This window comes from Micromonospora sp. NPDC004704 (genome assembly GCF_053601675.1).
In genome coordinates this window covers 1-25,517 of record NZ_JBSGCD010000030.1, presented here as the reverse complement: position 1 = coordinate 25,517, position 25,517 = coordinate 1, and the positions used below count along the sequence as shown (strand labels likewise).

Annotated in this window: 12 protein-coding genes; 9 read left to right on the top strand and 3 right to left on the bottom strand. The window is 66.3% G+C overall.

Features of this window, described 5'->3' with window-relative positions; translation table 11 throughout:
* Nucleotides 1-676: 676 nt before the first annotated feature.
* Nucleotides 677-997, top strand: coding sequence for a hypothetical protein (locus tag ACWEFB_RS29610; protein ID WP_452290678.1), 321 nt, complete (start codon nucleotides 677-679; stop codon nucleotides 995-997).
* Nucleotides 998-1,246: 249 nt separating this feature from the next.
* Here ACWEFB_RS29610 and ACWEFB_RS29605 read toward each other — a convergent pair whose 3' ends face one another.
* Nucleotides 1,247-1,789, bottom strand: coding sequence for a hypothetical protein (locus ACWEFB_RS29605; RefSeq protein ID WP_452290676.1), 543 nt, complete (start codon nucleotides 1,787-1,789; stop codon nucleotides 1,247-1,249).
* Between the two features lie 523 nt (nucleotides 1,790-2,312).
* Here ACWEFB_RS29605 and ACWEFB_RS29600 point away from each other — a divergent pair.
* From ACWEFB_RS29600 to ACWEFB_RS29585, 4 genes are all read left to right on the top strand, one after another.
* Nucleotides 2,313-2,624, top strand: coding sequence for a hypothetical protein (locus ACWEFB_RS29600; RefSeq protein ID WP_452290674.1), 312 nt, complete (start codon nucleotides 2,313-2,315; stop codon nucleotides 2,622-2,624).
* 1,323 nt (nucleotides 2,625-3,947) lie between these two features.
* Complete coding sequence (locus tag ACWEFB_RS29595) at nucleotides 3,948-5,258, top strand: tyrosine-type recombinase/integrase (RefSeq protein WP_452290672.1); 1,311 nt, start codon at nucleotides 3,948-3,950, stop codon at nucleotides 5,256-5,258.
* A gap of 225 nt (nucleotides 5,259-5,483) precedes the next feature.
* On the top strand, nucleotides 5,484-8,693 hold the full coding sequence (locus ACWEFB_RS29590) for an NACHT domain-containing protein (RefSeq protein WP_452290670.1): 3,210 nt from the start codon (nucleotides 5,484-5,486) through the stop codon (nucleotides 8,691-8,693).
* Between the two features lie 504 nt (nucleotides 8,694-9,197).
* Entirely contained in the window at nucleotides 9,198-9,335 is a 138-nt protein-coding gene (locus ACWEFB_RS29585) for a hypothetical protein (RefSeq protein ID WP_452290668.1), read from the top strand.
* 4 nt (nucleotides 9,336-9,339) lie between these two features.
* Here ACWEFB_RS29585 and ACWEFB_RS29580 read toward each other — a convergent pair whose 3' ends face one another.
* Together ACWEFB_RS29580 and ACWEFB_RS29575 are read right to left on the bottom strand one after the other, a co-directional pair.
* Nucleotides 9,340-10,575, bottom strand: a complete 1,236-nt coding sequence (locus tag ACWEFB_RS29580; RefSeq protein WP_452290666.1) for a DUF4240 domain-containing protein — start codon at nucleotides 10,573-10,575, stop codon at nucleotides 9,340-9,342.
* 92 nt (nucleotides 10,576-10,667) lie between these two features.
* Nucleotides 10,668-18,677, bottom strand: a complete 8,010-nt coding sequence (locus ACWEFB_RS29575) for a LamG-like jellyroll fold domain-containing protein (RefSeq protein WP_452290664.1) — start codon at nucleotides 18,675-18,677, stop codon at nucleotides 10,668-10,670.
* A 376-nt stretch (nucleotides 18,678-19,053) separates the two neighbouring features.
* Between ACWEFB_RS29575 and ACWEFB_RS29570 the strand changes: the two genes are divergently transcribed.
* The 4 genes from ACWEFB_RS29570 (at nucleotide 19,054) to ACWEFB_RS29555 (ending at nucleotide 25,401) form a co-directional block, all read left to right on the top strand.
* On the top strand, nucleotides 19,054-20,439 hold the full coding sequence (locus ACWEFB_RS29570; protein WP_452290662.1) for a serine hydrolase domain-containing protein: 1,386 nt from the start codon (nucleotides 19,054-19,056) through the stop codon (nucleotides 20,437-20,439).
* A 1,107-nt stretch (nucleotides 20,440-21,546) separates the two neighbouring features.
* The gene (locus ACWEFB_RS29565; RefSeq protein ID WP_452290660.1) at nucleotides 21,547-21,948 is read left to right on the top strand and encodes an effector-associated constant component EACC1; all 402 of its coding nucleotides are present in this window, start codon (nucleotides 21,547-21,549) and stop codon (nucleotides 21,946-21,948) included.
* Nucleotides 21,935-25,006, top strand: coding sequence for a caspase, EACC1-associated type (locus ACWEFB_RS29560; protein ID WP_452290658.1), 3,072 nt, complete (start codon nucleotides 21,935-21,937; stop codon nucleotides 25,004-25,006). The genes ACWEFB_RS29565 and ACWEFB_RS29560 overlap by 14 nt, the downstream gene beginning before the upstream one ends.
* A 188-nt stretch (nucleotides 25,007-25,194) precedes the next feature.
* Nucleotides 25,195-25,401, top strand: a complete 207-nt coding sequence (locus ACWEFB_RS29555; RefSeq protein ID WP_452290656.1) for a hypothetical protein — start codon at nucleotides 25,195-25,197, stop codon at nucleotides 25,399-25,401.
* Nucleotides 25,402-25,517 lie beyond the last annotated feature (116 nt).

Below are 25,517 nucleotides of genomic sequence, written 5' to 3'. Positions count from 1 at the left end.
GCTCCGCTGCTCGCGTGGAACTTTCACAATCGCGAAACCCCCGGCAATCGTAGAATTTCCACCATCCGACCTAGTGGCGTCGGCCAGCTGGAGTCCGAGGACTCGTCCTCCCGAACTCTAAATCGTCGCCAAGGCAATGTCATTACATGAGAAAAAATCGCATGTGCCTAATCCCCGCCAGGTCGCAAGCCGGACTTGCGACTTCTCGTCCGCCTAGCGCTGCAACGCCGCCGCCGCGTCGCGGTCGTAGCTCTCAGGACTCCCGCCGGGCAAGTTGTGGTGTCCTGCACAAGCACGCGCCCGTGCTCGTCGAACAGCCGGCCGGGTCTGGGTCGGAGAGTAGGTCGCGGAGATCCACGCCTAGCCGGCCGAGGCAGCGGACCCAGAGGGCTCGCGCTCCGGGGCCGCGTCGCAGCCAATCTCTGACGACGGCGGCGAGGTCCTCGCGCCGGTCTATCAGTGGCGCCATTCGGGCGATCGCCACGAGCTTTTCCGCATAGAACAAAGCGCGGTTAAGCACCGACGTTTCCAGCATTGCAAGCACCACCGGGTATGCCGCTGCCACGGCATCGGCGACGTCTGGGAGTTCCTCGGCGAAGTGAGGGTTCCCTGCTAAGGAGGTTACGATCGGGGCCGCGTCACCCAGAAACTCTACGAGCGAATCGACCGTGACCGGATGCGCCCGGCCTTCGGCGAGCAGCGCGGACACGGCCCGGACGGCCGGCGCAGTGGCGGTCTCGGGGAAACCCTGATGCAGCACCGCGACCTGGAGATGCTCCAGCGCCGCCTCGCGGGCCTCGGCATCGCCGAGCTCCGGCGCGCGCAGATGCTCCGGAGTGTCTATCGCCCGGCCGTACGCGTGCTGCAGCTTCAGCCGCCGCTGACAACCCTCGTCGCGCAGGTGCCGGTGAGCGGTCGAGGTGGGCGCGAAATAGGGGTGGCGAACCAGGCGATGCGGGCCCGGTTCGCCTCCTCCGTATGGGGCCGGTCCGGCTAGAGCGCGCAGACCGGCCTGCACGTGTAGGGGAAGAAATCTCCGGCACTGATACTTGCGGGTGCTCGGGCTGTCCAGAGGTCCGGACGCTTGGCGCCCTTGGTCAGCCCATCGGGTAGAGGTTCCTATAAGGAAGTTTGCTTTGGCGCATGCCCGCCCGCCGTCGAACCTTGGCGGTTTCGGATGGTCGCCGTTGTCAACCCTGCCCCGCTGGGGAGCGAGGCTATGCGGCCTGGGTCTCGGGGTGTGCCGTTAACGTGGTCCGCGCCTTTGCGCCAGTCGGGCGATGTTCCAGCACAGCCCGAGCACGGTGGCGTAGACAACGGTTCCTATTCCGACCACCAGCGTTCCGCCCGAGCTGGTCCCCGCAAACCAGTTCGCCCCCGCCATAGTGAACAGACTGGCGATGCTTCCACCTGTGAAGTACCGCAGTTGATCTGTCAATGCAGCCGACCACGAGCGGTCCGGGACCACGTCCTGGTTCGAGACGCGGAGTTCGAAGGCACCCGTGGTGAGGTTACCGTCGTTCTGCTTCAGCACCAGCGGCTCGGCGTAGGCGCCAATCAGAGACTCCGGCCCTTCCGTCAGGTTCAGCTCCGGCTGCGGGCCGCCACCACCACCGGCAGGCGCCTCGGCGGCAACCATTCCCCTGGACAGCCCGGGACGGGGACTGACCTCGGGCACACCCGCAAGGGTCAGCACCGCTCGCCCCCTCACCAATTGGTTGAACCGTCGCAGGAATGACCGCCGCGCGCGCATTCTCGCTGCCGGCGAGGCGTCGAAGCCATCAGACACCTCAGACATCATGCGCTCCTTTTACTCTGCCGGGGCCGAGGGCCCCGTGGTGAGCGAGAGCCTAGCAGGAGGCGAGTCATGTGTGAGTGCTGCTTCGCCTCGGACACGCATCAGATGTCGAGTTGGACTCACATCAGATTGGTAACGGCTACCAACAGGTAAGTGACCGGGATCACACCGAATGTGAAGGGGATTTAGAGATTCATGTAAAGGCTCACCCGATTGCCGGACCTCAATCTCGGCCGAGATCCGATTGCCTTTGCGTCCGCACTAGATCTGGGTGACGAAACTTGGCACATGACATGCCGTGATGACGCACATACTGTGCGTCTTAGTCGCGTAACCTCCATGGAGCGTGATCCCAGAGCCATGTCTACGAACCGCTAGATCTTTTGTGTACGGTATGACCAAGCGACCCGATGACTGATGCACTGGAGGCACATCGGGCTTGTCGTGCATCGGAGGCGCGTGGGACAAGAGCCGGCCAAGCCAGCAAATCCCAGGTCAGGCAAGGGAGAGTGAAGTGTCGAGGATCGCAACCACCTCAAGGTCGCCACAAGAGCTGAGCGCCAGCCCGATCTCCCCGGTGCCACCAGGTCAAGACGTCTCGGCCGGCACCGGCGGCGGAAACCAGCTGACCAGAGTGACGGTCAACTTGACCCCACGCGCTGTTGCAGCGCTGGAGAGGTTGAGCGCGAACGGCGGCACCAAGACCGAGCTGATCAACAGGGCGTTGCAGATCCTTGAGCTGGTAGAACAAATGATCGAGCAAGACGGCGGAAGCTTGACGGTTAAGCATCCTGATGGTACCGAGGACCGTCTGTACATCTTTTAACCGTATGACATCTGGCGGTGACCGCAGCCGAATGAAGTCTCCCCTTCAAGCAGGGGTACTGTCAGGGACACGACAGTCACTTTGCCGACTGCTGCGAGCTAGGAATCGTGCGCTTCTTATACGCCGGCTTTATTCCAGGAGCAGCGTTGGAAAGCCCGGTTCACGGAAGCACCTTAAGTAGACCGCTCCGGATGCGCCGCCTGATCCTGGAGTTGCTTCGGGCGGGAGCGAGTTCCAGTCCGCGCCCAGGCTGAGTCGCTCACAGACGCGTACCGCGGTGGCACCGCAGCGGGAGCTCACACAATCCTGCCCGTCGCGATTATTTGCCCATGATGGGCATGGGCATCTCCGTCGCGCGAACCACATTGTCAGCAGAGCCCCGACGGCAGATCTCGGGCTACCCGAACATATGGATCCCGATCGCAGATGTACGCGACGTGCAGGTGCTCACGAGGCGACAGACCACACCCGGTGCCGCCGGTCAGCGTTCCTCGTTGTCAGCGGAACGCCGATCGCGGTGTAGACAGATCGGCGCAGTGTTGTCAGCACGTATCGATGGCGCCGCCAGGCTGGTGCCGACCCAGACCTTCCCGAAGGCCGTCGCAGGAATCGCCGCCCTGTTGGGTCGCCCGCCGACAGGGAAGCCATGCTGTGCCCCCAGGGGATCCCGTTATCGGTGTAGATCAGGCGATCGGGATCTCGACCGCGCGGGGCCACGGCACCGGCGTCGGTACCCGGACGTCGGTGGGCAGATGCGGTGTGAGGGTCGGCTGTAGAGCGCCGCCGTGGAGCTGCTGAGCATCCGCACGACGAGTGGGACCGGTCGAACCGCGCGAGGCGTCCGTCATCCCGGCCGCCGTCGCGTCGATGTCGGCGCGCTCGCAACGACCAGGCCGACATCGTTGCCGTCCGTCGACCCTCGACGGCGGCCATCGGCACGGGACACAACTTCCAATCTCGACTCTTTCGACACTGCGGGACAGCGTGTCGATCTCGGGACTACTTCCCCCAGTCATCGGGACCTTCGTCGCCCACTGAACAGGGGGGTCTCCTCCTAAATTAGAACAATGGTCGTATATCGGCTGCCTTTATACCTAGCCGCAGAATTTGATCATCCCCTCTATTTTGGTGCGAACAAGGCGCATGCCCTGGGCTTCTCGGTGACGGTGTGAGTACACCGACCAGAAGGGAATTGCCATGACAAACCAGGGTGCGATTGTGAAGCGGTGCGGCTGCTTGGACCCCGGGACGCAGCGACGGCTGGGGAAATCCTGCCCGCGGCTCGGGCGGCGTGATCATGGAAGTTGGTACTTCCACTGCTCCATGAGGGACCTGCTCGGCCGGGCGGAACGGGTACGCCGCGGTGGTTACCCGTCCGAGGCGGCGGCGCGGCGGGCACGGGATGAGCTGCTGGCGCTGTCGCGGGAGGAGCAGGCGGGCCGGTCGTGGACGGTGTCCCGGTGGTTGCGGTACTGGTTGTCGACCAGGACCCGGATCCGGCCGACGACGAAGATGCACTACAGCCGGGATATCGAGCACTTCCTGATCCCGCACATCGGGCAACTAATCCTGGGTGACCTGAACTCCCGGCAGCTCAACGCCGCGTTCGCCGAGCTCGCCGTCACCCGAAACCGATCCGGGCAACCGCAGACGGCCTGCACCCTGCAGCACGTCCACACCACCCTGCGGGCAGCGCTCACCGGGGCGGTTCGGGACGGACTGATCAAGGACAACCCCGCCCAACGGGTGGAGCTACCGCCCCGGGAGCGGACGCAGGCGCAGGTGTGGACCGAGTCCCGCGTCGCCGAGTGGGAAGCCACCGGCGAGCGCCCGAGAGTGGCGGTCTGGACGGCGACCCAGCTCGCCGCGTTCCTCGACTACGTTCGTGACGACGGCATGTTCGCGATGTGGTGGTTGATGGGCCTGCGGGGCCTGCGCCGCGGGGAGGCCGCCGGGCTGCGGTGGGCCGAGGTCGACCTGCACGCAGGTCAGTTGTCGGTGGTGCGGCAGCGGACCACCGCCGGGTACGACGTGTTCGAGGGTCCGCCGAAGTCCGAGGCGAGCCGCCGGGTTGTCGCCCTGGACCGGTACACCGTGCAGGTGCTACGCCAGCATCGTGAACGGCAGCAAGAACAACGCGCGCGGCGGGCCGGTGTGGGGAAGGTGTGCCATGACAGCGGGTACGTGTTCACCAGTCCCGACGGGTTACCGGTTCACCCGGGTTACTTCACCCAGCGTCTGCGGTTGCTGGTCGACCGGGCCGGGTTGCCGCCGATCCGGCTGCACGACCTGCGGCACGGGGCGGCGACTCTCGCGCGTGCCGCCGGTGCGGACATGAAAACTGTCCAGGACCAGCTCGGGCATGCCAACATGCGGATGACCGCCGACACCTACACCGCCGTGCTACCGCACACCCAACACGAGGCAGCCGAAGCCACCGCCCGTCTCGTCCTCGACGCGCAGAGGCCGGGTGCCGAAGTTAGGCAACAGGTCGACCAAGGTCGTGACACGGCGCGTGAGCGGCCAGACGCGGCGCCGAGGCCGGAGCGGGCCGCTGCTCAGCGGTCTGGGTGCCGACCGTTCCGGGCCACGGAGCGGGTCAGGAAGCCACGACCGAAGCGCCGTACCCACTGAGGGGCCACACAGCCGGCCGGACGGCGGAGGTTCCCGCGATACGGCGGGAGGAAATCCACGGTGCCGACCAGGCGGCGACTCGCATGGACCATCGCGAGGGTGACCTTTGTCGACAAGGCCTACCAGGACGGCGGCGTCCGGACCCCGCCGCCGTCCTGGAGTCTTCGAGTCTGTGCGGCCGGGTCGTAGCATCGGGCCGGCGATGGAGAGGGTGGTGAGACGCGGTTGCACATCGATCCGGCGCTGACGTTCCGCGGTGCTTTGTCGGTCCTTGGGGTGCATGAGCGACCGGTCTTGGAGTCCGTCGACCGGCTGCTGGGGGGTCTGATCCTGGCAAGCCCGTCGGTCAACGGCACGATGTCGATGCTCGGGTTGGTCGACGCCAAAATGGAGGCCCGCGGCCTGATCCGCGACCTCCTGGACCGGTGCCACGACAGGTTGCTCGGCACGAGCGGCTACCAGCGACACCAATTGATCACCGCCGCGCACAGCATCATCGTCGTCTCGGCGTTCTTCGACGTGCTGCGGGAACGGGTCGGCCCGGCCAACTACCGGCGGCTGGCCCTGACCCGGCAGGAGAGGGCGGCGTTGACCGCCCAGCGCAGCCAGGCGGACGCGCACCTGCTGGATCGCATCGTCGATGCCGACGTGCCGATGCCGTACGCCTACTGCGGCTTCCACGAGAACAGTGCGAACGTGCGGCGGTTTCTTGAGGAGTTGTGCAGGTCGACGTTGCGTTTTCTGGACGGCCTACGCGTCTGGCACGAAATCGGGTGGGTCGGCGAGCTGCAAGAGGGCTTCGTCGCGGGACTCGTCGCGGGTGCCCTCGAACGCTATGAGGCCGACTACCGGAACCTGATGCGGGCTGCGCCGGAGTTCCGGATGTGGGTGCAGTTGGGTGAGCACCACGCGACCCGGGTGGTGGTCGGGGCGGCCGAGATGGAGGTGCTGGCCGCTCTGGGAGCCCAGGACCGGCAGTTGCGGGAGCTCCGGGAGCTCATCGCCGCCACCGGTACACGGCACGAGGAGACTGAGCGGACCCTGCTCGCCGGGCTGAACCAGGCCGTACTGCAGCGGCCGGTGATCTCCAACGGGGCCCTCGAGCACGTCGACCGTCTGGTGTTCCCGGACCTGCGCGACTGCTACGTCGTGCCCAGTTTCCAGGTGGCGCTGGCCGGCCCGTCCGCCACACCTGCCAAGGAGGACTGGTGGACGCGCCAGCCGGTTCGCCGTGACCTGTTCGACCTCTTCACCGCGCACCTGTGTTCACCGCACAGCACCAGGCTGCCGATGCTGGTGCTGGGTCATCCGGGCGCTGGCAAGTCGCTGCTGATGAAGTTTCTGGCCGGCTGGCTGCCGGACAGCACGTTCACCGTGGTCCGGGTCCCGCTGCGGCGGGTCGACGCGGGCGCGCCGATTCATCGGCAGATCGAGCAGGCGCTGGCCGCCGACACGCACGACCGCGTCTCCTGGACGGAACTGACCCGACAGAGTCGCGATGTGGTCCGGGTGGTGCTGCTCGACGGCCTGGACGAACTGATGCAGGCGACCAATGTCTCCCAGTCGAACTATCTGGAGTTGGTGGCGGCGTTCCAGCAGCGGGAGGCCGAGCTGGGCACTCCGGTCGCGGTCATCGTCACCACTCGGACCATCGTCGCCGATCGGGCGCACATCCCGGACGGCTGTCTCATGGTCAAACTCGCCGACTTCGACAAGGGCCAGATTGGGAGCTGGCTTGCCGCGTGGCGGCGGGCGAACGCGGCCGGCGAGGCCGGCGGGACGTTTCGGGCGTTGACGCTCGGCTCGGCGCTCCGCCATTTCGACCTGGCGGCGCATCCGCTGCTGCTCCTGATGCTCGCCCTCTACGCCGCCGATCCGGAGGTGCCGGATCCGAGCGACGAGATCCTCTCGACCGCCATGCTGTATCAGCGCCTGCTCGACAACTTCATCCGCCGCGAACTCGCCAAGACCGACGATCCCCGGGCGATCGACGACCACGCCATAGCCGAACGGCTCTGGTATCTCGGGGTCGCCGCGTTCGGGATGTTCAACCGGGGTCGTCAGCACGTCACCGGCCGCGAACTCGACCGTGATTTCGACGCGCTGGCCGTCGATGGCCGGCCGGATCCGGAGGGCAGCATCGAGGCGCCGCTGAGCCACTCGCAGCGTGTGATCGGGCAGTTCTTCTTCATCCACAGCGCCGAGGCGCGCAACCACAACCAGGAGTCCCAGCGGAGCAGCTACGAGTTCCTGCACGCCACGTTCGGCGAGTATCTGGTGGCGGCCACCTCTCTCGAACTTCTCGGCGATGTCGCCCGGCGCCGCCAGGCGTCCCGACGCGACACCCTCGACGAGGCGAGCACTCTGTTACGTACCCTGCTGTCGCACCAGCCCTTCGTGAAGCGCCGGTCCATTCTCACCTTCGCCGAGCAGCTGCACGCCGCCATGCCGCGACAGGACGCCGCGCCCATGGTCGACACCCTGCACGCGCTCATCGAACACAGCACCCGTATGCAGGCGGTTCGTTCCGAGCGCTACCACCCCTCGGTGGCAGACGCCGTCACGCACCTCGCCGTCTACAACGCCAACCTGGTGATGCTGCGGGCCGGCCTCACGGGCGCCGTCGACATCGGTGCCGTCGTCGGCCCGGAAGCTTCGGCGCACGAGTGGCGCAGGCGTACGTTGCGGCTGTGGCGGGCCGGGCTCGACGACGAGAGCTGGCAGATCATCGTGCGTGTCCTCACCACGACTCCCGACGGTGCCACCCTGCTGCTCCGGCAGTCTCCCAGCAACGGCGACGTCGGGCTCAGCCACGACCCCGAGCTGCTCGCCGAGATGGCGGAGGCCCGCCTGCTCGGTGATCCCGCGCGGGGCATCCGGCTGCGTCTGGGCCAGTACGCCCTCGACTCGCTGGGCTCCGGACCAGAGGTCGAAGCGCTCATGATGCTCGCCATCACCCCGACCACCAATGACGAGATGACCAACGAGGTCAGGGAATGGTTCACCGAACTCTTCACCCTCTCCCAAATCTCCGGCGTCGCGCTCACCGCTCCGGCGCTGGCGCTGCTGGCCAACGTCCTCGCCCGATTCACCCGGCAACTTCCGGTCGCCATGGTCAGCTCGCTGGTACGCATGGTGCTCGACCAGCGGCATCGCCACCTGGTCGACCTCAGCCAGGACCTGGTTCGGATCGCCGCCGCCCATCCCGAGCTGCTGATGCAGTATCCGGCGCTCCGGGGCGCCATCGGCGACGGCCCGCAGCGGAGCATGCTCCTCGCCGCTGCCTCGCTGCTCGCGTCCGACACCGCGCCTACTCACGAGGACGCCGTCCTGAACTACCTCAGCTATGCCGTCAACCGCTGGCGCACGGCCGACGCTCTCCTCGAGCAGGGGACCGGTCCGCCCGGAGCGGGGCCGAACGGAACGGGGTCCTGACCGCTCGGTTCGCCTCGCGCAGCTTGCCCGTCTCACCGGTGGTGGCGGGGCGGCCGGCAGGTCGAACGCGGCGAGCGCGTCACCGTGCCGGCTGACCAGCGGGTGGTGCTGGCAGTTGAGCGGTCTCTGGCCCGGCTAACCGCCCACCGTCGACTCATGTGGACTACGAATGGCACCCGCTTCCTCCGAAGCCGTGACTCGCTGGGTGATGATCAGCCTGATGCTCCGCCGACTCGCCCGAGGACGACCAGCGCCGCCGCGGTGCGACTGCGGCCGCTGACCGCTGGCCCAGGCGTCCGACAACGCCGACGTGATCCCATCAACCGTGGCAACCACGACGACCACGAGTCGGAGCGCACGAAGGAGTCGATCTGATCGCGGCCGTGTTCACCGTGGACCGGCTCACGCCGGCGCCGCCTGTGACCCTCGGCGATGTCCGTTCGACAACAACGCCAGCGAGCACAGATCCGGATGGTGGAGCTCCGACAGAAGATCTCCGGCTGTATGCCTACCCTCACCAGCGCGGAACAGCTCTGCGCTATCCGCTCCTACCTCGCCACCACCACCAAACATGGCATCAACCAACTCGATGCCCTGATCCGCCTCGCCGCCGGACGCCCATGGACGCCCGAAGTCAGCTAACAACCTAATTAGTTACCCTTTCGGGCCATCCCGAGTGATTCGATCCGGTCGCGACCTCGTGCAGGGGGTTATGGAGATATGATTGACCCGAAAAGCTTCTGTATGCCCGATCAGCGACATCGAGCAAATTTTCAGCGGCGGGCCTGGCCATTAATTCGGTCGCTGCAAGCGAATCTCTCTTCACTCTCCCATATATCGTCTCCCCATTCGCCACAATATCGTAGCGAAAGTCCATGAAACCGTCGTCCGTCAGCACAAACGGACCACCTCCCTCTTGCGAGTACACTGGTTGTTCAAAAAGGTCAGCAGTATCGAGTTCATAAACTGCTTCCGCTAGGCGATCCGCGAATCCCAAAATGCGACGGACTGGCCCTAAGGAGAGATCAGCTATCAAATTACCAACGGTCTCTTCGCTCAAATACGTCAAGTGAGCGCCAATCAGACGCCAGAATTCCCGCAAGGAGAGTGGGCTATGGAATGGCCACTCTCCTTGCGGGTCTCTGAGCACCCCGCCCCGCCTGACCACCTTCATATCGGCAGTCCAGGTCTCACCGATCATATGAACCACCGACGCGGTAGATCTTCCGATTTCTGCAGCCGATAGGTTTATGTAGCCACAGTTTTCAAGGACTATACGATCAATTCCACCTTGCACAAATAGCGGACGCCAATCGACCACGCCATTACAGTCAGAAAACGTCACGCTCGCCAGTTTACCCGCACCCACTCCGGCCAGATCCAGGTCTGACCCTGCACCATGGACTTCCAAGTCAGTCAAGCGAGCAGCATTAGCCAGAAACATCAGGCTATCTAGCTGCCTGGCATCAAGTAACGACAGTCGACGCAGCTTTCGAAGGTAGGCCCCCCCGACATCTAACAGCGCCGCAGGAGTTATCAAATCCTCCAATGACGCAAGTCGCTCAAGTCCTACTACCTGATTTACCCCATCCACAGAAAGGGAACGAAGGCCAGTAAGGCCTGCGAGGTCAATCTTCGTCTTTTTGGCGAGCACCAGTTGCAGCGATTGCAGTGATTGCTTACGAAGGATCGGGCCCAGATCGACAGGATCCTTTATCAAGGCGCGAATCCTACTAACCGGCCCGACTTCATCCAAGAAGGCGAGGGACCCTTTACTTCGACTAAACCCGGAGGCATGGCTCATAACCAGTCCAGCGTCTGGTTGCCGCGCCAGTTCGCGCTCGTGCTCCTCATGCCAACGACCTCGAACGACAATCTCCATACTTCTCACTTTCTCACAAGTCTACCAGTTTCACCACTCCGCACCCAGCGGGATCGCTTCAAACACGAGCCCACCATGCTGCCTCGATAGAATCAGAAGAGGCGAAGCTGCCTGTAGGTCCTTGCGAGAAACTTAGCCTTGCCCGTCGAAGCGATCTGGTTGCTGAGTTTTCCACCACGACGACGGATTCTTTGCATCCAAATATGTTCGGCGATCTCCACGTCATCTGATTTGCCGCAAACATGGATGCACGTTGCCTTACCCTTGATCCGACCCTTTCGCTTCCAGTATCCCAAGCGAACGTTGAAGTTCCCGGCCTTACCCACGTAAATTTTGCCTTTATTCCATGCGTCAGCAAACATATAGACGCCTTGCTTTTTGTTGCAATTATGCACAAGGACGTCATGATCACCCGCCAAGACGAAGAAGGTATGCAACCCACCGACCGTGAGGTTGTAGACCATCTCACCTGTGATCCAACCACGGTCAGCAACCGATCGAACTTCGACAAGCTCGCCATCCACCGAAACCAGATTGTCTTCTTGGTCGATATCTACGGCGTTTGTCCAACCCTGTCCAACAACCCAAAAGGGGTGTTGGGCAGTAGCACGAAGCAGGCGATCGCCATCGTCGCCGGTATCGATCTCGACAATGTGTTTCGTACCCTGGCCAACGATTACATCTAGCACGGGCATCGCAACCACAGTGCCCGTCTCGGGCACGCTGGCGGCCACTACATCGCCGACCCGAATAGCGGAGATTGGTAGGTAAGACCCGTCAGCCATCAGTACCGGCGTCTCGGGTCCGAAGGAATTTGGCCGCCGCGCACAGGACGCTCCGGCCCGCGCCAGCTTCCGTGCCGCAGAGGCTTTGCGCGCCTTGGCTGCAGCTCGGGCTGCGCTGGCGGCTACTCTCGCACCTTTAACTGCCGCTCCGGCGCCGACGACTGCGGCGGCTGCTCCGCCGATGGCCCAAGCGGCTTCTTTCCAGTTGCCGGTGGCGGCGTAGGAGACGGCGGAGACGACGCCGGCGATGGTTCCGATGGGTCCGGGGATCATGGAGGCGTAGGAGGCGACCTTGGCGACCTTGGAGAGGCCCTTCTTGATGCTGCCCCAGCCGAATTTGCCGTCGAGGTCGGTGCAGTTGACGGGGTCGCCGGCGCAGTAGTCGTAGGCGGTGGCATTGCCGCCGTCGACGGGGTCGACCTGGAGGAAGCGTCCGAGGGCGGGGCTGTAGAGGCGTACGCCCATGAGGATGACGTCGCCCATGGCTTCGCCGGAGCGTTGTTTGCCGCCGAGCCAGCCGTAGCGTTGGTCCGATTGGCCGGCCATAGGGATGCCGAACTCGTCGTAGTCGAACAGTTCTGGTTCGGTGAACGCTGGGTCGATGGTGGCGGCGACGTCGCCGTGGAGGTTGGTTAGTTGCAGACGCACATCGCCCGTGACGCTGGTAGTGGCGGCGAGGTCTCCATCCGGGCCGGAGACGTTACGCGTGATTTCGCCGAGAGTGGTGTCCTCGATGATCCAACGGACCTCGTCGGAGTCATCGCCGTAGTGGTTGAGTTTGGAGGAGGCGTTGACCCATGCGCCGTCGACGAGGGTTTCGGTGGTGAAGGCGCGGAATCGGTGTGCTGGGTCGAGGGTCCAGGTCTGGCGGGAGTCGCCGAGCTGCTGGCGTTGGATGAGATCGTTGGCGTAGTAGGTGTTGGTCAGTCCGCCCGGCAACGCTGTGGTGCGGCCGAAGGCGTCGTAGACGTACCCGGTGTCGGTGAGCCGGTCGGCGGTGTCGTAGGTGTGGTTCGCCGACGCATCGGCGGCGTCCTCGTCGCAATTGCCGTCGGTGGCGGGGTCGAAGGTGGAGCTGTTGGTGCGGTTGGTGCGGTTGTCGTAGGTGTAGGTGCGGGTGACGCAGCCGGCGGTGATCGCACTGTCGTGGCGGGTCTTGGTCAGCCGGCCGATCCGGTCGTAGTTGTAGGTCTTGCTGCCGCCGGTGTAGGTGTGGTTCACCGTCTGCCCGGCGGTGTTTTCCACGCCGGACTCGGAGTAGATGACTACGCCGTCGGAGTCGCGGGTGTAGGTGCGTTCGACGGGTTGCAGGTTCGCGTCGAGCCGGTCCTTGCGGGTCAATCCGCCTGGGTAGCCGAGTTCGGTGAGTTGCCCGTCGGGTGAGTACTTGGCGGTGAAGGTGCCGGCGATGTTGTCGGTGACGGAGGTGAGCAGACCCCGTGGTTCGGCGACCCGGTCGTAGGTGAAGGTGGACTGGCCGGTGGGGTCGGTGACCTTCGACGCCTTGCCGTAACGGTCGAACTCGTTGACGGTGGTGCCGCCGTCGGCGTCGGTGTAGGAGGCGAGTCGGCCGAGGAGGTCGTACTCGCGGGTGATGGTCGACCCGCCCATGGTGGTCTGGGTGACGTCACCGGAGGTCGAGCTGTAGGCGGTGGTCACCGCACCAACGGCCGCGCCCTCGTCGGAGGTGATGACGGCGCTGGTCACCCGCGTCGCGGCGTCGTACAGGGTGGTGGTGGTCCGGGTCTTGCCGGCGGCGGTTTCGGTGACGACGGCCTCGTCGCCGTACCGGGTGTACTCCGTGACGCGGCGTACGGGCAGGTTGGTGGTCATGCGGGCGGGGTCGTGGTCGGTGACGGCGCCGGCGGCGCGGGTCACACAGGGTTCGCCGGACCATTCGGGTTTGTTGCCGCACGCGGTGTCCTGGGTGTTGGTGCCTGCGGTGTAGTAGATGATCTCGCGGGCCATCGCGTCGGAGCCCGTGGAGCCGATGCCCCAGGATTTGAGGACCCGGCCGGCGGCGTTGTGCACCGCGTACGCGGTGAGGTTTTGCCCGCCGGGTCCGGCGTCGGCGATCACCTTTGTCGCTGTTTTCAGCGTCCACCCGGAGACACCGCCGTGTTCGGCGTTGTAGCCGTTCTTGCTGACCCGTACGTCGGCGTCGGGGTAGCCGACGATCTGGGCGCCTTCGCTTTCCGTGGTGACGAGGTGGTAGGTGGCGCCGTCGGGTTTGCCCTCGTCGTAGACGTTGACCGCGTGGTTGCGACCGATCACGGTCATACCGGCGGTGAGCGCGGTCAGCGGTCCCGTGCCGTCGGGGTCGGCGACGGGGTTTTCCAGGACCATGGTGACGGTCGGGCCGACCGTATCGATCAGGTCGATGCCGTCCGTGGAGTACTTGTTGACGGTCGACAGGGCCAGGGCCCGGTTAACGCTGTCGGTGGTCGCCAGGCCGAGTTCGGCCAGGTAAGTGGATGCGTTGGGGAGTGTGCCGAGGGCGAGTTCCCGGTCGGTGGCTTGCAGGGTGCGGATGACGTTGCCGAACCGGTCGTACTCCTGGGTGTCGATGTGGCCGCCGGGGGTGGCGGTGTTGACCTCTCTTCCACTGGCGCCGAGGTAGTGGATGGTGGCGTAGGTGTAGCCGCCGGTGCCGGGTGAGGTGGGGACGGCGCTGTTGCGGCCGGGGTTGTCCTCGGGCCCGAACACCGCGGTGGCGTCGGTGGGCAGGTCGAGCTGTCCCCAGGTCGCGGCCGTGGTGGCGTTGAGGTTGTGCGGGCCGCCGTTGGCCTGGGTGAGCGGGACGTTGTAGACGATGTTCGTGGCGAGTTCACCGTCGGTGGCGGTCTTGGAGCCCTGTTGCAGAGCGGCGCGGCGGACCTTGAGGAGCCGGCCGGGGTTCTCGTCGGTGGCGAGGTCGGCGACCTGGTCGGCGTTGAGGGCCTTGCCGTAGACCCGGACGTCGTCGATGTCACCGTCCCAGACGTTCGCGGCGGCGCCGGCCCACTTCGCCCGGCCGATGACGTAGTTACCGGAGGCGTTCCAGCCGCCGGTCGCGGCGGTCGAGGACTGTTGTACGCCGTTGACGTACAACTTCATCTGCCCGGCGGCGGTGTCGTAGACGCCGGTGAGATGGGTCCACTGTCCGGCGACGGTTCCGTTGTCGGAGCTGGCTCGGACCGGGGTGGCGCTGGTGTTGTCCGCGCTGACCCGGGAAAACGCCCACCGGTCGGTGTCCTTGACGTAGTTAAGGAAGAAACCGCTGGTACTGGCCCCGTCCTTGGACACGGCGGTGCGGTTGCCGTCCTTGTTGTTCAGCCGGACCCAGGCCGAAACAGTGTACGACGAGGTGTTGGACAGGGCGGTGCCCGCGACGCTGATCTGCTGGCTGGCGCCGGCGGTGAAGGTCGCGGCCCGATCGGCGGGGTCGTCGGGGTCGTTGCCCTGGCCCCAGCCGACACCGCTGGCGACGGCGCCGGTACGGCCACTGCCGGAGGCGTCGGCGATGCTGGTGCCGGAGCCCTCGTCAAGGTTCCACCGCAGGGCGGCGGTGTCGACGTCGGGGTTGCCGTAGTCGAACATCCACGGCAGCTCACCGGCCGGGTTGACCTTCGTGACCCGCCCGTTGCCGTACTCGTAGGTCGTCTTCAACGCCGGGGTGACCCGCGGGTCCCACACCTCGCGCAACTGGCCGAGGTTGTCGTAGGTGTAGCGGGCCACGACGGTGGAGGCCGTCGTGGAGGTGCCGGGGTCCCAGGCCCAGAGCTTCACCTGCGACACCCGGTCGACATATTCACCGAACACGGTCTGGGACAGCCCGGAAGTGGTGGCGGTGGCGTAGACGTACTCAAGTACCTCGCAGCCCCGGGCAGGGGTCGCGGTCGTGCAGTGGTTCGCGTCGTCGACGCCCGGCTCGGCCGGGTTGATCACCTTCTGCAGGAGCAGCCGGCTGCCGGCGGTGTCGTAGACGTACCGGGTCGTCGTGTTCGACTCCGGGGTCCACGATGAGGTTGCCGCCCACGTCGCACCCTGCGAGGTGAACTCGGTGGTGGTGCCGTCGATCTCCGACAGCCGGTACGAGGTGGTGCCGACCTTGCTCAGGACGAGGCCCTCGGAGCCCGGCTCGGGGGTGAAGGTGACCCCGTCGGGGTTCTTCGCGAAGGTGATCCACCCGCCGCCGATCGTGTTGACCTGGGCCAGGGACGGTTCCGGGAAGGTAACAGTGGTGTAGTCGACGTCCGCCGCGCCACCGGTGGCGCCACCGGTCCAGGCCGGTCCGAACGGGGCCACGATCTCCGTGAAGGAGAGGTTGTCCCAGTAGACCTTGCGGCCGGAGCCGCCCTGCATGCCGTTGTAGAGGCGGAAGAACGCCTCCGTCGCGCCGACCGGGACGGTCATGTCGACGGACAGTTCCTGCCATCCGTCGAGGTAGGCGGCCATCTTCGAGGACGTGGTGGTGTAGGAGCCGTTCGCGTTGTAGTAGCCCACGATCCGCAGCCCGCGCTGGGTGTCCGTCGGGACCAGTCCGGTCGCGGCCGGGACGTAGATCCAACCCGTCATCCGGTACGTCTTGCCGGCGGTCATGTTCAGCCGCAGCCCGCCACCGTAGTCACCGCCGACCGTGACGTACGTGTCACCGGCGGCGGAGTTCACCGGCGTGATCTCGATCGAGTCGACCGGGGTCGTCTCCCCCTGCCCCAACGCGGTGGAGCGCACCGCCGAGGACGTTCCCGGGACGGTGAACCCGGTCAGGTCGGTGGAGACTTGCTGCTGGTTCGCCGTCAAGCGCTGCGCCATCGGCTGGAACCCGTCCCGGTAGCTGCGGGACGACGCCGCCCGGGACACACTGAGCCCAAGGTCGTCGGCGTCGCTGGAGGACAGCGAGTAGTCACCGGTGAGCAGGTTCACCGACCCCGGACCCGCCTCGTCATCCGCAGCTCCATCGCCGCTGGAGTCGACGGTGACCCGGACCCACGGCACCGTGTACGCCGGGGTCGTACCGGTCGCGGTGTAGAGCTGGGCACGGACCTCGACCACCCCGCCGACCAGGCCAAGGGTGTCGGTGGCGTTCCACACCGCGTAACCGCCCAGCGCGGAGAGGCTGACCGGGCTGGCGGTGGTCGCGAGGATCTGCGCGCCGGTGGCCGAGGTCAGGTTCGCCGACGGCACCGGCAACGTCGCCGCACCGGGACCCCGCCGGTACTCGAAGTAACCCCGGGTGTAACCGGCGACCGGGGTGGTGATCTGAAGTTTGGTCCGCTTGACGATCGTCGCCCCGGGCAACGGTTGCGCCAGGGCGGCGCTTCCGGCCTCGAAGACGTACAAATTCGGGTTGGACAGGTTCCCGGCCGAGTCCTTGGCCTGCACCGTCAACGTCCGATGCCCGTCACGCGGGCTCAACGACACCGACAGAGGACCGGTCGCCGCGGTTGTCGTGGCCGCCGTGTCGTAGTCGAACCGGTACACGTACGCGGCGAGATCGTTGGTGCCGGACGCGGGGGTGAAGGTAAACGTGTCCGGGGCGGACGCCCCACCGTGCGGCTGCCCGTCATTGAGGTACACGGCGGCGGAGACGAACGGCACCAATGGTCTGTCCGTGTCCACGGTCAGCGGTACCCACACCGTGTACGGGCCGTAGTTCCACGAGTCCTTGGCCCGCACCTGCCACTCGTACTCGCCGCTGGCCAGGTCGACCGGGACCTGCCACGAAGCGGTTGACCCGTTCGTCCACGCCGGGTTACCCGACAGCATGGTCGAGGACGCGACGACCGCCTGGGTGTTCTTGTTCCGGACCACGAACTCGGCCTGCAGCGTCTGGCCCGCGTTCGCGTCGGCCAGCTTCGCCGACAAGGTCGGACGGGGTGAGGACGTACGCCCGGCCCAGCCACACGCGGTGTAACACGGCGCCACCGCGACCGACCCCGGCGCGACCGGAGCGGCGTTGTACGTGATCGACACCGACGGCGGGTGCGCGCCCTCGGAAGAGTCGAACCTCTTCCAGGAACCGTTCCACGTCTCGGTGGTCGCCCGCAACATCACATTCGCGGTGTGCCATCCACCATCCGCGCTGAACTGCAGAGCCTTACCAACCTCGATGTACACCCACGCGTCACCACACGACGAGCTGTAACCCCGGGTCTCCGACGAGACGCCCACCCGCTCCTGCGCCACCGGCTGGTTCGTCCACCGCACCGACGAGTCGACGAAGGTGGTCCGCCACGCCTCCCACTGCGCCGGCTCACACGAATACGAGTGGAAGTTCCACAATTTCAACTTCGCGCTGATGACCCGGCTACCGATCAGGTCCGTCGTGGCGAACCGCAGGTACGACCGGGCCGTGAACGACCCGCCATCGTTGACGTGGCCGAGCTTCAACTCGCTCGCACCCGACTGGTCACTGCTGAAGCTGTTCTGCACGAACGCGTCGAACGCCACCGGCAGCGACGCGGGCGGGTCGATCGTGACCGGGAACGTCAGGTCCTCACGGGCCAGGAACTTCGCGTCCGGCGTCAGCTCCATCACCGTACGACCGGCGCCCTGTGCCACCGTCCGCAGCCCGACCGGGGCCCGGTTGAGATGCTCCCCCGAGATGGTTCCGACCTTCGCGTCCCACATGATCGGCGTTTGCGCCTGGCTGACCTGCCGGCCCGACTTGTCCTTGAACAGCAGACCACCCATGCCGTCACCGGCCGCGGTGAGTTTGCCCGTCCGCATCGGCAGGGTCAGCTTCTTGACCTGCGCCAGGCCGGCCCGTTCCTTGACCACGAAGTGCTGCTCGTAGCCGGTGGAGTGGGCGTGGAAGACCAGGTCGACGCTGGGCAGCACGTCCGGGTAGGTGATCGTCCGGCCGGACAGGACCGGCTGTGGCAGGGTGCCCGTCCAGGCCAGTCCGACCTTCTCGTCCCCCGTGCCGAGCGAGGCGACCTCGTGCTCACCAGTGGTCGGGGCGGCGCCGGAGAAGACCAGGCCCCGGGGGTGGGCGATCGGGGCGATCGTGCCGTCACCCCGGCCCTGCAGGGTCAGGTCGACCGGCACCCACTGCTCACCGTTACGCACCCGCACCGGGGCGAGCGACTGCTCCTCGGTCAGCGTGCCGTCGACGTTCGCGAAGACCTGCGTCGACTCCGTACGCCGACCCGCGATCTCCACCCGCGAACCGCACAGCTTCGCCGCGACCGCCGCCGAAACCTCATCCGGACGGTCATCGGGACACGTCGGCTTGGGGGCCGGGGCGGCGGTCGCCGGTGCGGCCTGCGCCGGCGGGACCGGCCGGGCCGGCACATCCGACAACGTCGCGACCAACACCAGGATCAGCACCATCGCCAACCGGTGTGCCCACGCCACCACGCGACCCCGCGTCAACCTGGTGAACACACTCGAAGGCCAAGCCTGAGTCGCCACAATGTCCTCCCCGCCGGAACATGCCAAACAGCCAGCGGAGAGTACGGAGATCATCACAACGGATTCAAGATCTTGACTAGCTCAATACAAACTGATAGTTCCCTGTGAGCCATACACTCCGTCACACCATCGTCAGAGAGTCATCACACGCTTACCCTCCAAAACGGACGATGCGCTCGCGCCCTGATCACCGTACGTTCGTAATGTGGCACCCGTCACAGGCTTAACTCAGCCTCCGGTCAGGGAATGCCACCTGGTTAGCGTCGATCCCTGGCCGGCTGCCATCATCACCGCCATGTATGTCGCTCGTCGTACGCTGCTCGGCGCCGGACTCGCCGCAGCCATCACCACCCTGACCGGCTGCGGTCGCGGCGACGGCACCGGTAACGCCCCGGCCTGGACCGGATCGACCGATCCGGCCGGTGCCGTCAGCGCTACCGACGCGGCCGGCAACACCGCGAAGCTGGGCTCCGCACCGAGCGGCTCACCCGGCGCCACCGCCACCCCGGGCGCCACCGCCAGTACGGCGAACCAGGCCCCGTACGCCGCCGAGGTCACCAAGGTCCTCCAGCGCTACCTCCCCGCGACCCCACAGACCCTGCAACACGCAGGCTTCCCCGGCGCGGTCGCCCTCGTCCTGGTCAACGGCAAGACCACCGTCCACACCGCCGTCGGCGAAGCACTGCGCTACAACGCCGGCCCGAAACTCCTCCCCGCCGCCCAACGGGTACCGATGCGCCCCGACTCCATCTTCGACCTCGCCTCGGTCACCAAGGTCTACACCGCGATCCTGCTCCTCCAACAGGTCGACAAAGGCAAGGTCAACCTCGACGCCCCGGTCGCCGAATACCTCCCCGAATTCACCGGCACCGGCAAGAACGCCGTCACCGTCGCCATGCTCCTCACCCACACCGCCGGACTCCCCGTCGGCGCCAAAGTCACCGGCCTGCCCGACAACACCGCCCGCTGGAACGCCGTCCTGACCACCCCACTCGTCTCCGGCGCCACCCCCGGCGACACCTTCCGCTACTCCAGCGTCGGCCTCATGCTCGCCGGAAAAATCGTGGAAAAGGTCACCGGACAGCGCCTCGACCAGGCACTCAAAACCAACCTCACCGGCCCACTCGGCCTCAGGGACACCGGCTTCACCCCCAACACCTGGCTCTCCACCGACGCGAAGAAGACCCGCCTCGTCGCCACCGACGCCCGCTCCTCCCGCGGCCTCCTGCGCGGCACCGTCCACGACGACGTCGCCAACCACCTCGGCGGCATCGCCGGCCACGCCGGCATCTTCGCCACCGCCGCCGACCTCGCCGCGATCGGACAGCTACTCCTGGGCGGCGGCACCTACCAGGGCAAACGCATCCTCGCCGAGGCCACCGTCCGCCGAATGCTGGAAAACGCCAACGGCGGCAAACCCGCCATCGACCCCGAACGCCCCAACCGCACCTCCGCACACGGCCTCGGCGTCGTACTCAACCAACCCTGGTTCATGGGCCGACTCTCCAGCGCCCGCACCTTCGGCCACACCGGATTCGCCGGACCATCCCTCGTCGTCGACCCCAACCGCAAACTCGTCCTCGCCCTCCTCACCAACCGCGCCCACCCCAACTGGTCCTGGGCCAACCCCGACCCCACCCGCGCCGCCGTGGCCGACACCCTCGCCAAAGCCGTCAACTAGGCCGGCAACCAAACCGGGTTGTCCTACCCCGGCCCGGGGCCGGCTCGTCCTCGAACGGACCGCCCAGCGCCGTTACAAGTCGCCCCCGCCCGGCGCTGGGCCCGCACATCCCGACTCCCTCCGCCACCGCAAACACGTCAACGACCACATTCGGAGCTCTTCCGTCCGCCCGTCAACGCCGGGCGGACGTTGGCTGCCGCGGATCGCGGGCAGGTGATTGGTCAGGGTCAGGGCGTGCTCGGCGAGGATGTCGGTTGCCTGGTCGACGGGTGCCCAACACGCCTCCGTCTCCCCGCTCAGTCGCGGGTTGGCATCGAGGCGTCAGCGTCCTCCGGTCAGGCAACCCGCGCCGCAGCGCCAAGGACTTCGTCGACAGCCCTGGGTCGCGCTGCTGATGGCATCGACAACGAGCGGCTGCACACTGGCGGCGGTGAACGCTACGGCGAGTTCGTCTGCGAGCAGGAGTATCGGCATCTGGTATCCGACCCATGTGTCACCCCCAAATCCCGCACTGCCGGGCTTCCGGGAAAGGGCCATCTACGACGACCACGTCTCCTGACGGGAACATTCCAGGGTCAGCCCCGCCTGGGTGGCGAACTCGCCCGCGTCCGGGGTCGAGTCCTCCTCGAACCCGTCCGAACTTCGGGGGGTCCACGAAGAGCGCGGCGAACCGGCCGATTTCCTCATCGTCTGACGATCTCGGAAGGTGACGGAGTTCTTCATCGTCAAGGTAGGCGCTGGGATCGGCACCACCCTCGTGCACGGGATTGATCGGTTGACCCGCTGCGGTGGGTTGTGCGGCGTGGGTTGCCAGGTCAGCTCACCAGGCGACGAGCTTCCGGCTTGACTGCCCTGGAAGACGGGCGTTGTCGATCGCGTGGGACAGGCGCAGCGACGTCAGTGTCCATGATCCGACCATGCGTGAGGAACAAGTAGACGTTCGTAGCAGTTCCGGTCCTGTCGATTTGTCGGTGAGACGGTCGGACCGTCTAGAGATACGCATCGGTCGGTTTGAGTCTGTGCGTGGAGGATGTGTGTCGCCACGCACCGTCACTATGCTCCGCCGTTGGGAGTGGCATCAGGCCCAAGCCGATGATGGGAGTGGCGGTGCGAATCACGCTCAGCGCAACGCAGGAGACGTCTGACGACGTGATTGGAGCGCTGCTCCACTGGTTGAACAGGGATCCGGACGTGAGGCGCGTCGCGAAGGTCACCCCGGGTACCTCCGCGGGTGACGGGAGCATGGGCGCCTTCGACACCATAAGCGTCCTGCTCACCCACGCCGAAGCCATCGCGGCCGTGCTCTTGGCCTACGACGCCTGGCGGATGTCCCGCCGTAAGGCACCTGGGTTGACAGTCTCGGGTGACACGGGATCCGTGACCATCACCGACGCGTCGCCTGAGACGATCGCGAAGGTTCTCGTCATCCTGTCGAGTCAGGCCGCCGGGTCGGGTGTCGCTGATGCGGCACCGGCGGCGGGGACGGGGCGCCTCGATGGGGCTGCCTGACCCGCATGGCTCCCGCGCAGTCCTTGTCGGCTGTGCCGATTACGCGAACCTTGATCCGCTTCCCGCGATCACCAACAACCTGGACCGGCTCTCGGCGCTGCTGGTCGAACCTGACCTCTGGGGGCTGCCTCCACAGAATTGTGTGGTGCTGAGTGATCCGGAAAGCCCGGACGTGGTGTTGGAAGCGGTGCACGAAGCAGCGAGAGACGCGACCGACACGCTGCTCGTCTACTTTTCGGGTCATGGTCTGCTGGATCCGCGTACGTCGGACCTCTATCTGGCACTGCGCAGGTCGGATGAGCAGCGCTTGTACAAGTCGGTTCGTTACGACGACGTGCGGCGGGAGGTGATAGACACCGCGAGTTGTCCCGGCAAGGTCGTCATCCTTGACTGCTGTTACAGCGGCCAGGCCCTGGTCGGTGGCATGGGCGGGTCGACGGACATGGCCGACCAGGCTCGGATCGAGGGGACTTACCTGCTGACGGCGTCGGCGGAGACGAAGCGTGCTCTGGCCCCGATCGGGGAGGAGTTCACGGCGTTCACCGGGGAGTTGCTCAACGCGTTCAGCCATGGGGTTCCGGACGGGTCGGACCTGATTGATCTGGACACCCTGTACTGGCACGTCCGCCGGGGGCTGGAGGCGAAGGGGAGGCCGGTGCCGCAGCAGCGGGCCCGCAACGACGGTCGCTCCCTCACCCTTGTGCGTAATCGACATGGCCGTGGCGCTGCCGGCGTCGGCGGCCTACCGCGGGCCTCCGGTGTGACCGACTCAATGCTCCGGCAGCCGCCGCCCCAACTCGCGAGGACCCTGACGGAGCTTCTCGCGACCGATCCGGGGACCGGGCTGGCGTTGATCGAGGCTGTCGCTGCCTCCCGCGACGGCCAGGAGATCGCCTCCCTCGTCGAGCGGTTGCGACGCGACGAGAACCACGAGCTTGCGGAACGGGTTATCGCCGCGGCCGCCAGGCGTGGGCCGGCGGAGGTAGCCGGCCTGGTTCAGGCACTCGTCGATGTGGGTCGCACCCCCGACGTCAGTGTCCTGTTGAGTTCGGTTGCCCGCGCGCCGAGTGGTGCCATCGCCGCCCTGGCGAAGCTCCTGGAGCAGCCGGCTCACCTGTCGACGCTTCTCGACGCGGCTGTCGCGGTTCACGCTGGTCCCGACGGGATCGTCCAGCTCGCCAGGGCGATGACCTCGGTGGGGCTGCCGTCCGTCCACCAAGATGTCATTGTCCGCGCCGCGTCCGCGACCTCGGGTGTCGCTGAATTCGTGGCGCTGACGGTGGCGCTCGCCGGCGCGCATCTCGTCGACGACGCCGAACGGGTCGTGGCCACGACCGTGGCTCGCCTGAGCGATGACCAGGTGATCCTGGCCGCCGACCAGCTCCGTGCCGCCGAACGACCGCAGCTGGCGCTCGGCCTGTTCGTCCACGCGTCGGCTGCGCGGCCGGTCGGGTCCGTCGCCGCGTTCGTGCGGGGTTTACAGGAGGTCGGTCGGCCGCTGGACGCGTACCGGCTGATCCGGGAAGCAGGGCTGACCCGCGGGGCGGTCTCCCTGGCGGATTTGATGATCGCGATGGCGGGCGACCCGGGAATGCAGCATCGGATTGTCGAGGCTGCGCTCGTCGACGATGCGCGTTGGCCGGAGTCCCTGGCCAACCGGCGGGTCGCCGACGTGAACCTCGAACGGCTGCAGCCACTGTTCGCCGCGCTGGCGGGTCTGGCTCGGGAACAGCCGGCCGCGGCGGTCTTCGCCCTGATCCGGGCTGGTGCATGGAGTCACGCCGCGGTGCTGATCAACGAAATCGCGCGGGTAAATCCTGGTCAGGCGGCAGCCGTCGTCAGCGCCGTTAACCGGGAACATCCGGGCGACTGGCGCACTGAGATGCTCAGCCCAACACTGTCTACGCCGGAGGCGATGAGCGAAATCGTAGGCCGGCTCGAACTGCAGTTGGAACGGCCGCTGGATCTCGCGCGGGACCTGTGGAACCAGGGCCGGCTCGACGACGCGCACAACCTCCTGCGCGCCCTGGCGAGCCATGGACCTGTCGAGTCCCGCGCAGCCGCCGGGGTAACGCTCGGAGTCTTTCTTCGGGACGAGCGTCAGGACAACGCCGCCGCCGCTGCCGCGCTCGACGCGGCGATCGACCTTGACAACACCGGGGTCGGACCGCTGGCTCACCTGCACCGCGCGATCATCAACGACGTCGAGGGCAGGGCCGAGGCAGCCCGGTCCGATTACGGAACCGCCCTGCGCAGCGCCGACCGGGCACTGGCCGCGGTCGCGGCACTGCACCTGGGCTGGATGCACGCCGACCACGGCGACCCCGACTCCGCCCGACATGCCTTCGAAGCCGGGCTGATCGACGCCGACGCGCAGACCCGTGACTGGCTACACCTCGCACTCGGCTCGGTCGCATCGCCGGACCCACGAGACGGGACCGCGCGCGCACACTGGGAACAGGCCATCAACTCCGACAACAAGCTCGCCGCCGGGTACGCGGCGGCACTGCTGTCGGAACGTGCCCGGTTAGCGGGCCGGCCGGCAGAAGAAACCGAGTTCACACAGGCCCTGCTGGACAACATCGACGCGGCCGAGCTGTGGCCACCCGTCCTCGACCGGACCCAGGCGGCCACACCGGAGGCCCGCATCTGGCTGATGTACCAATGGATCATCTGGCTCCAGGAAAACCCGGGCGCCTCGGTACGCTTCAGCGACCCCTACCGCCCAACGACCTTCCTCCTCATCACCTCGGATGAAGGACTCACCGTCGAAACAACGCCGCCAGGCCGGGGACGACGCGCGGAGCAAGTCACCAACTTGCTCGCCGAAATCGGATTCGAGCCGCTAGACCAGCTCGACCCCCCAGAATCCGGAAGCCCGTGGCTGCGCTGGTCGCCCGGCGAACTCGACGAGGAAGCATTGGCGATCACCTGCGAAAGTGTGTTCACCGACATCTTCGAGGCAAAACAACGGTTCTCGCTCTCGACCACATGGGAGGGGCTCAGCCCTCTGGAACGGCTTCCCCGCCCGCCGGTTCCCGACCTTCTGCCCGGGTAGGCACTGACCTCAAAGCAGAAGGCCGGGCTCGGTCACTGTAGGTCCGATCGCCGGACTGACGCCCGGTCGAACATGCGAAGTGCCGATGGCACTGCCAGGTTGACGGACACGACGTCCGTCCTTTGTCCGTGATAAATGCAAACATCCCGGATATGCCTAAGGTCTTGGGTCAGGTCGACAATTTGCCCTTGACTGCACGCATCAGCGGTTGCCCGCCATGGTGCGTGAAGGACCACACTGGAGAGGAGTTGGGTAGCCTCGGCTACCGGGCCCGGGGGCACTCCCGGATGGTGATGGAGACTCACAAGGGTGAGGACCGCGGGATAGCGGTGGAGATCTTCTCACTGGAGAACCTTGATCAGCCCGAGGAGAGCACTCTAAAGGACGTCTCGTAACTCGGTGAAGGCGTGGCCGGGAAGGCTGCTGGTGTCACCCCGTCAGGATGATGTTGTGGATGTGGGCGATACCGGATGCGGTGTCGGCCAATGTGCGGGCGGCGCGGCGGTAGTCA

Excerpts from the sequence above, each read along its gene's own strand:
- ACWEFB_RS29610 (WP_452290678.1), top strand. The coding sequence starts at position 677 with ATGCGCCCGGCCTTCGGCGAGCAGCGCGGACACGGCCCGGACGGCCGG.
- ACWEFB_RS29595 (WP_452290672.1), top strand. The coding sequence starts at position 3,948 with ATGAGGGACCTGCTCGGCCGGGCGGAACGGGTACGCCGCGGTGGTTAC.
- ACWEFB_RS29585 (WP_452290668.1), top strand. The coding sequence starts at position 9,198 with ATGCCTACCCTCACCAGCGCGGAACAGCTCTGCGCTATCCGCTCCTAC.
- ACWEFB_RS29580 (WP_452290666.1), bottom strand. The coding sequence starts at position 10,575 with ATGGAGATTGTCGTTCGAGGTCGTTGGCATGAGGAGCACGAGCGCGAA.
- ACWEFB_RS29575 (WP_452290664.1), bottom strand. The coding sequence starts at position 18,677 with ATGGTGCTGATCCTGGTGTTGGTCGCGACGTTGTCGGATGTGCCGGCC.
- ACWEFB_RS29570 (WP_452290662.1), top strand. The coding sequence starts at position 19,054 with ATGTATGTCGCTCGTCGTACGCTGCTCGGCGCCGGACTCGCCGCAGCC.
- ACWEFB_RS29560 (WP_452290658.1), top strand. The coding sequence starts at position 21,935 with ATGGGGCTGCCTGACCCGCATGGCTCCCGCGCAGTCCTTGTCGGCTGT.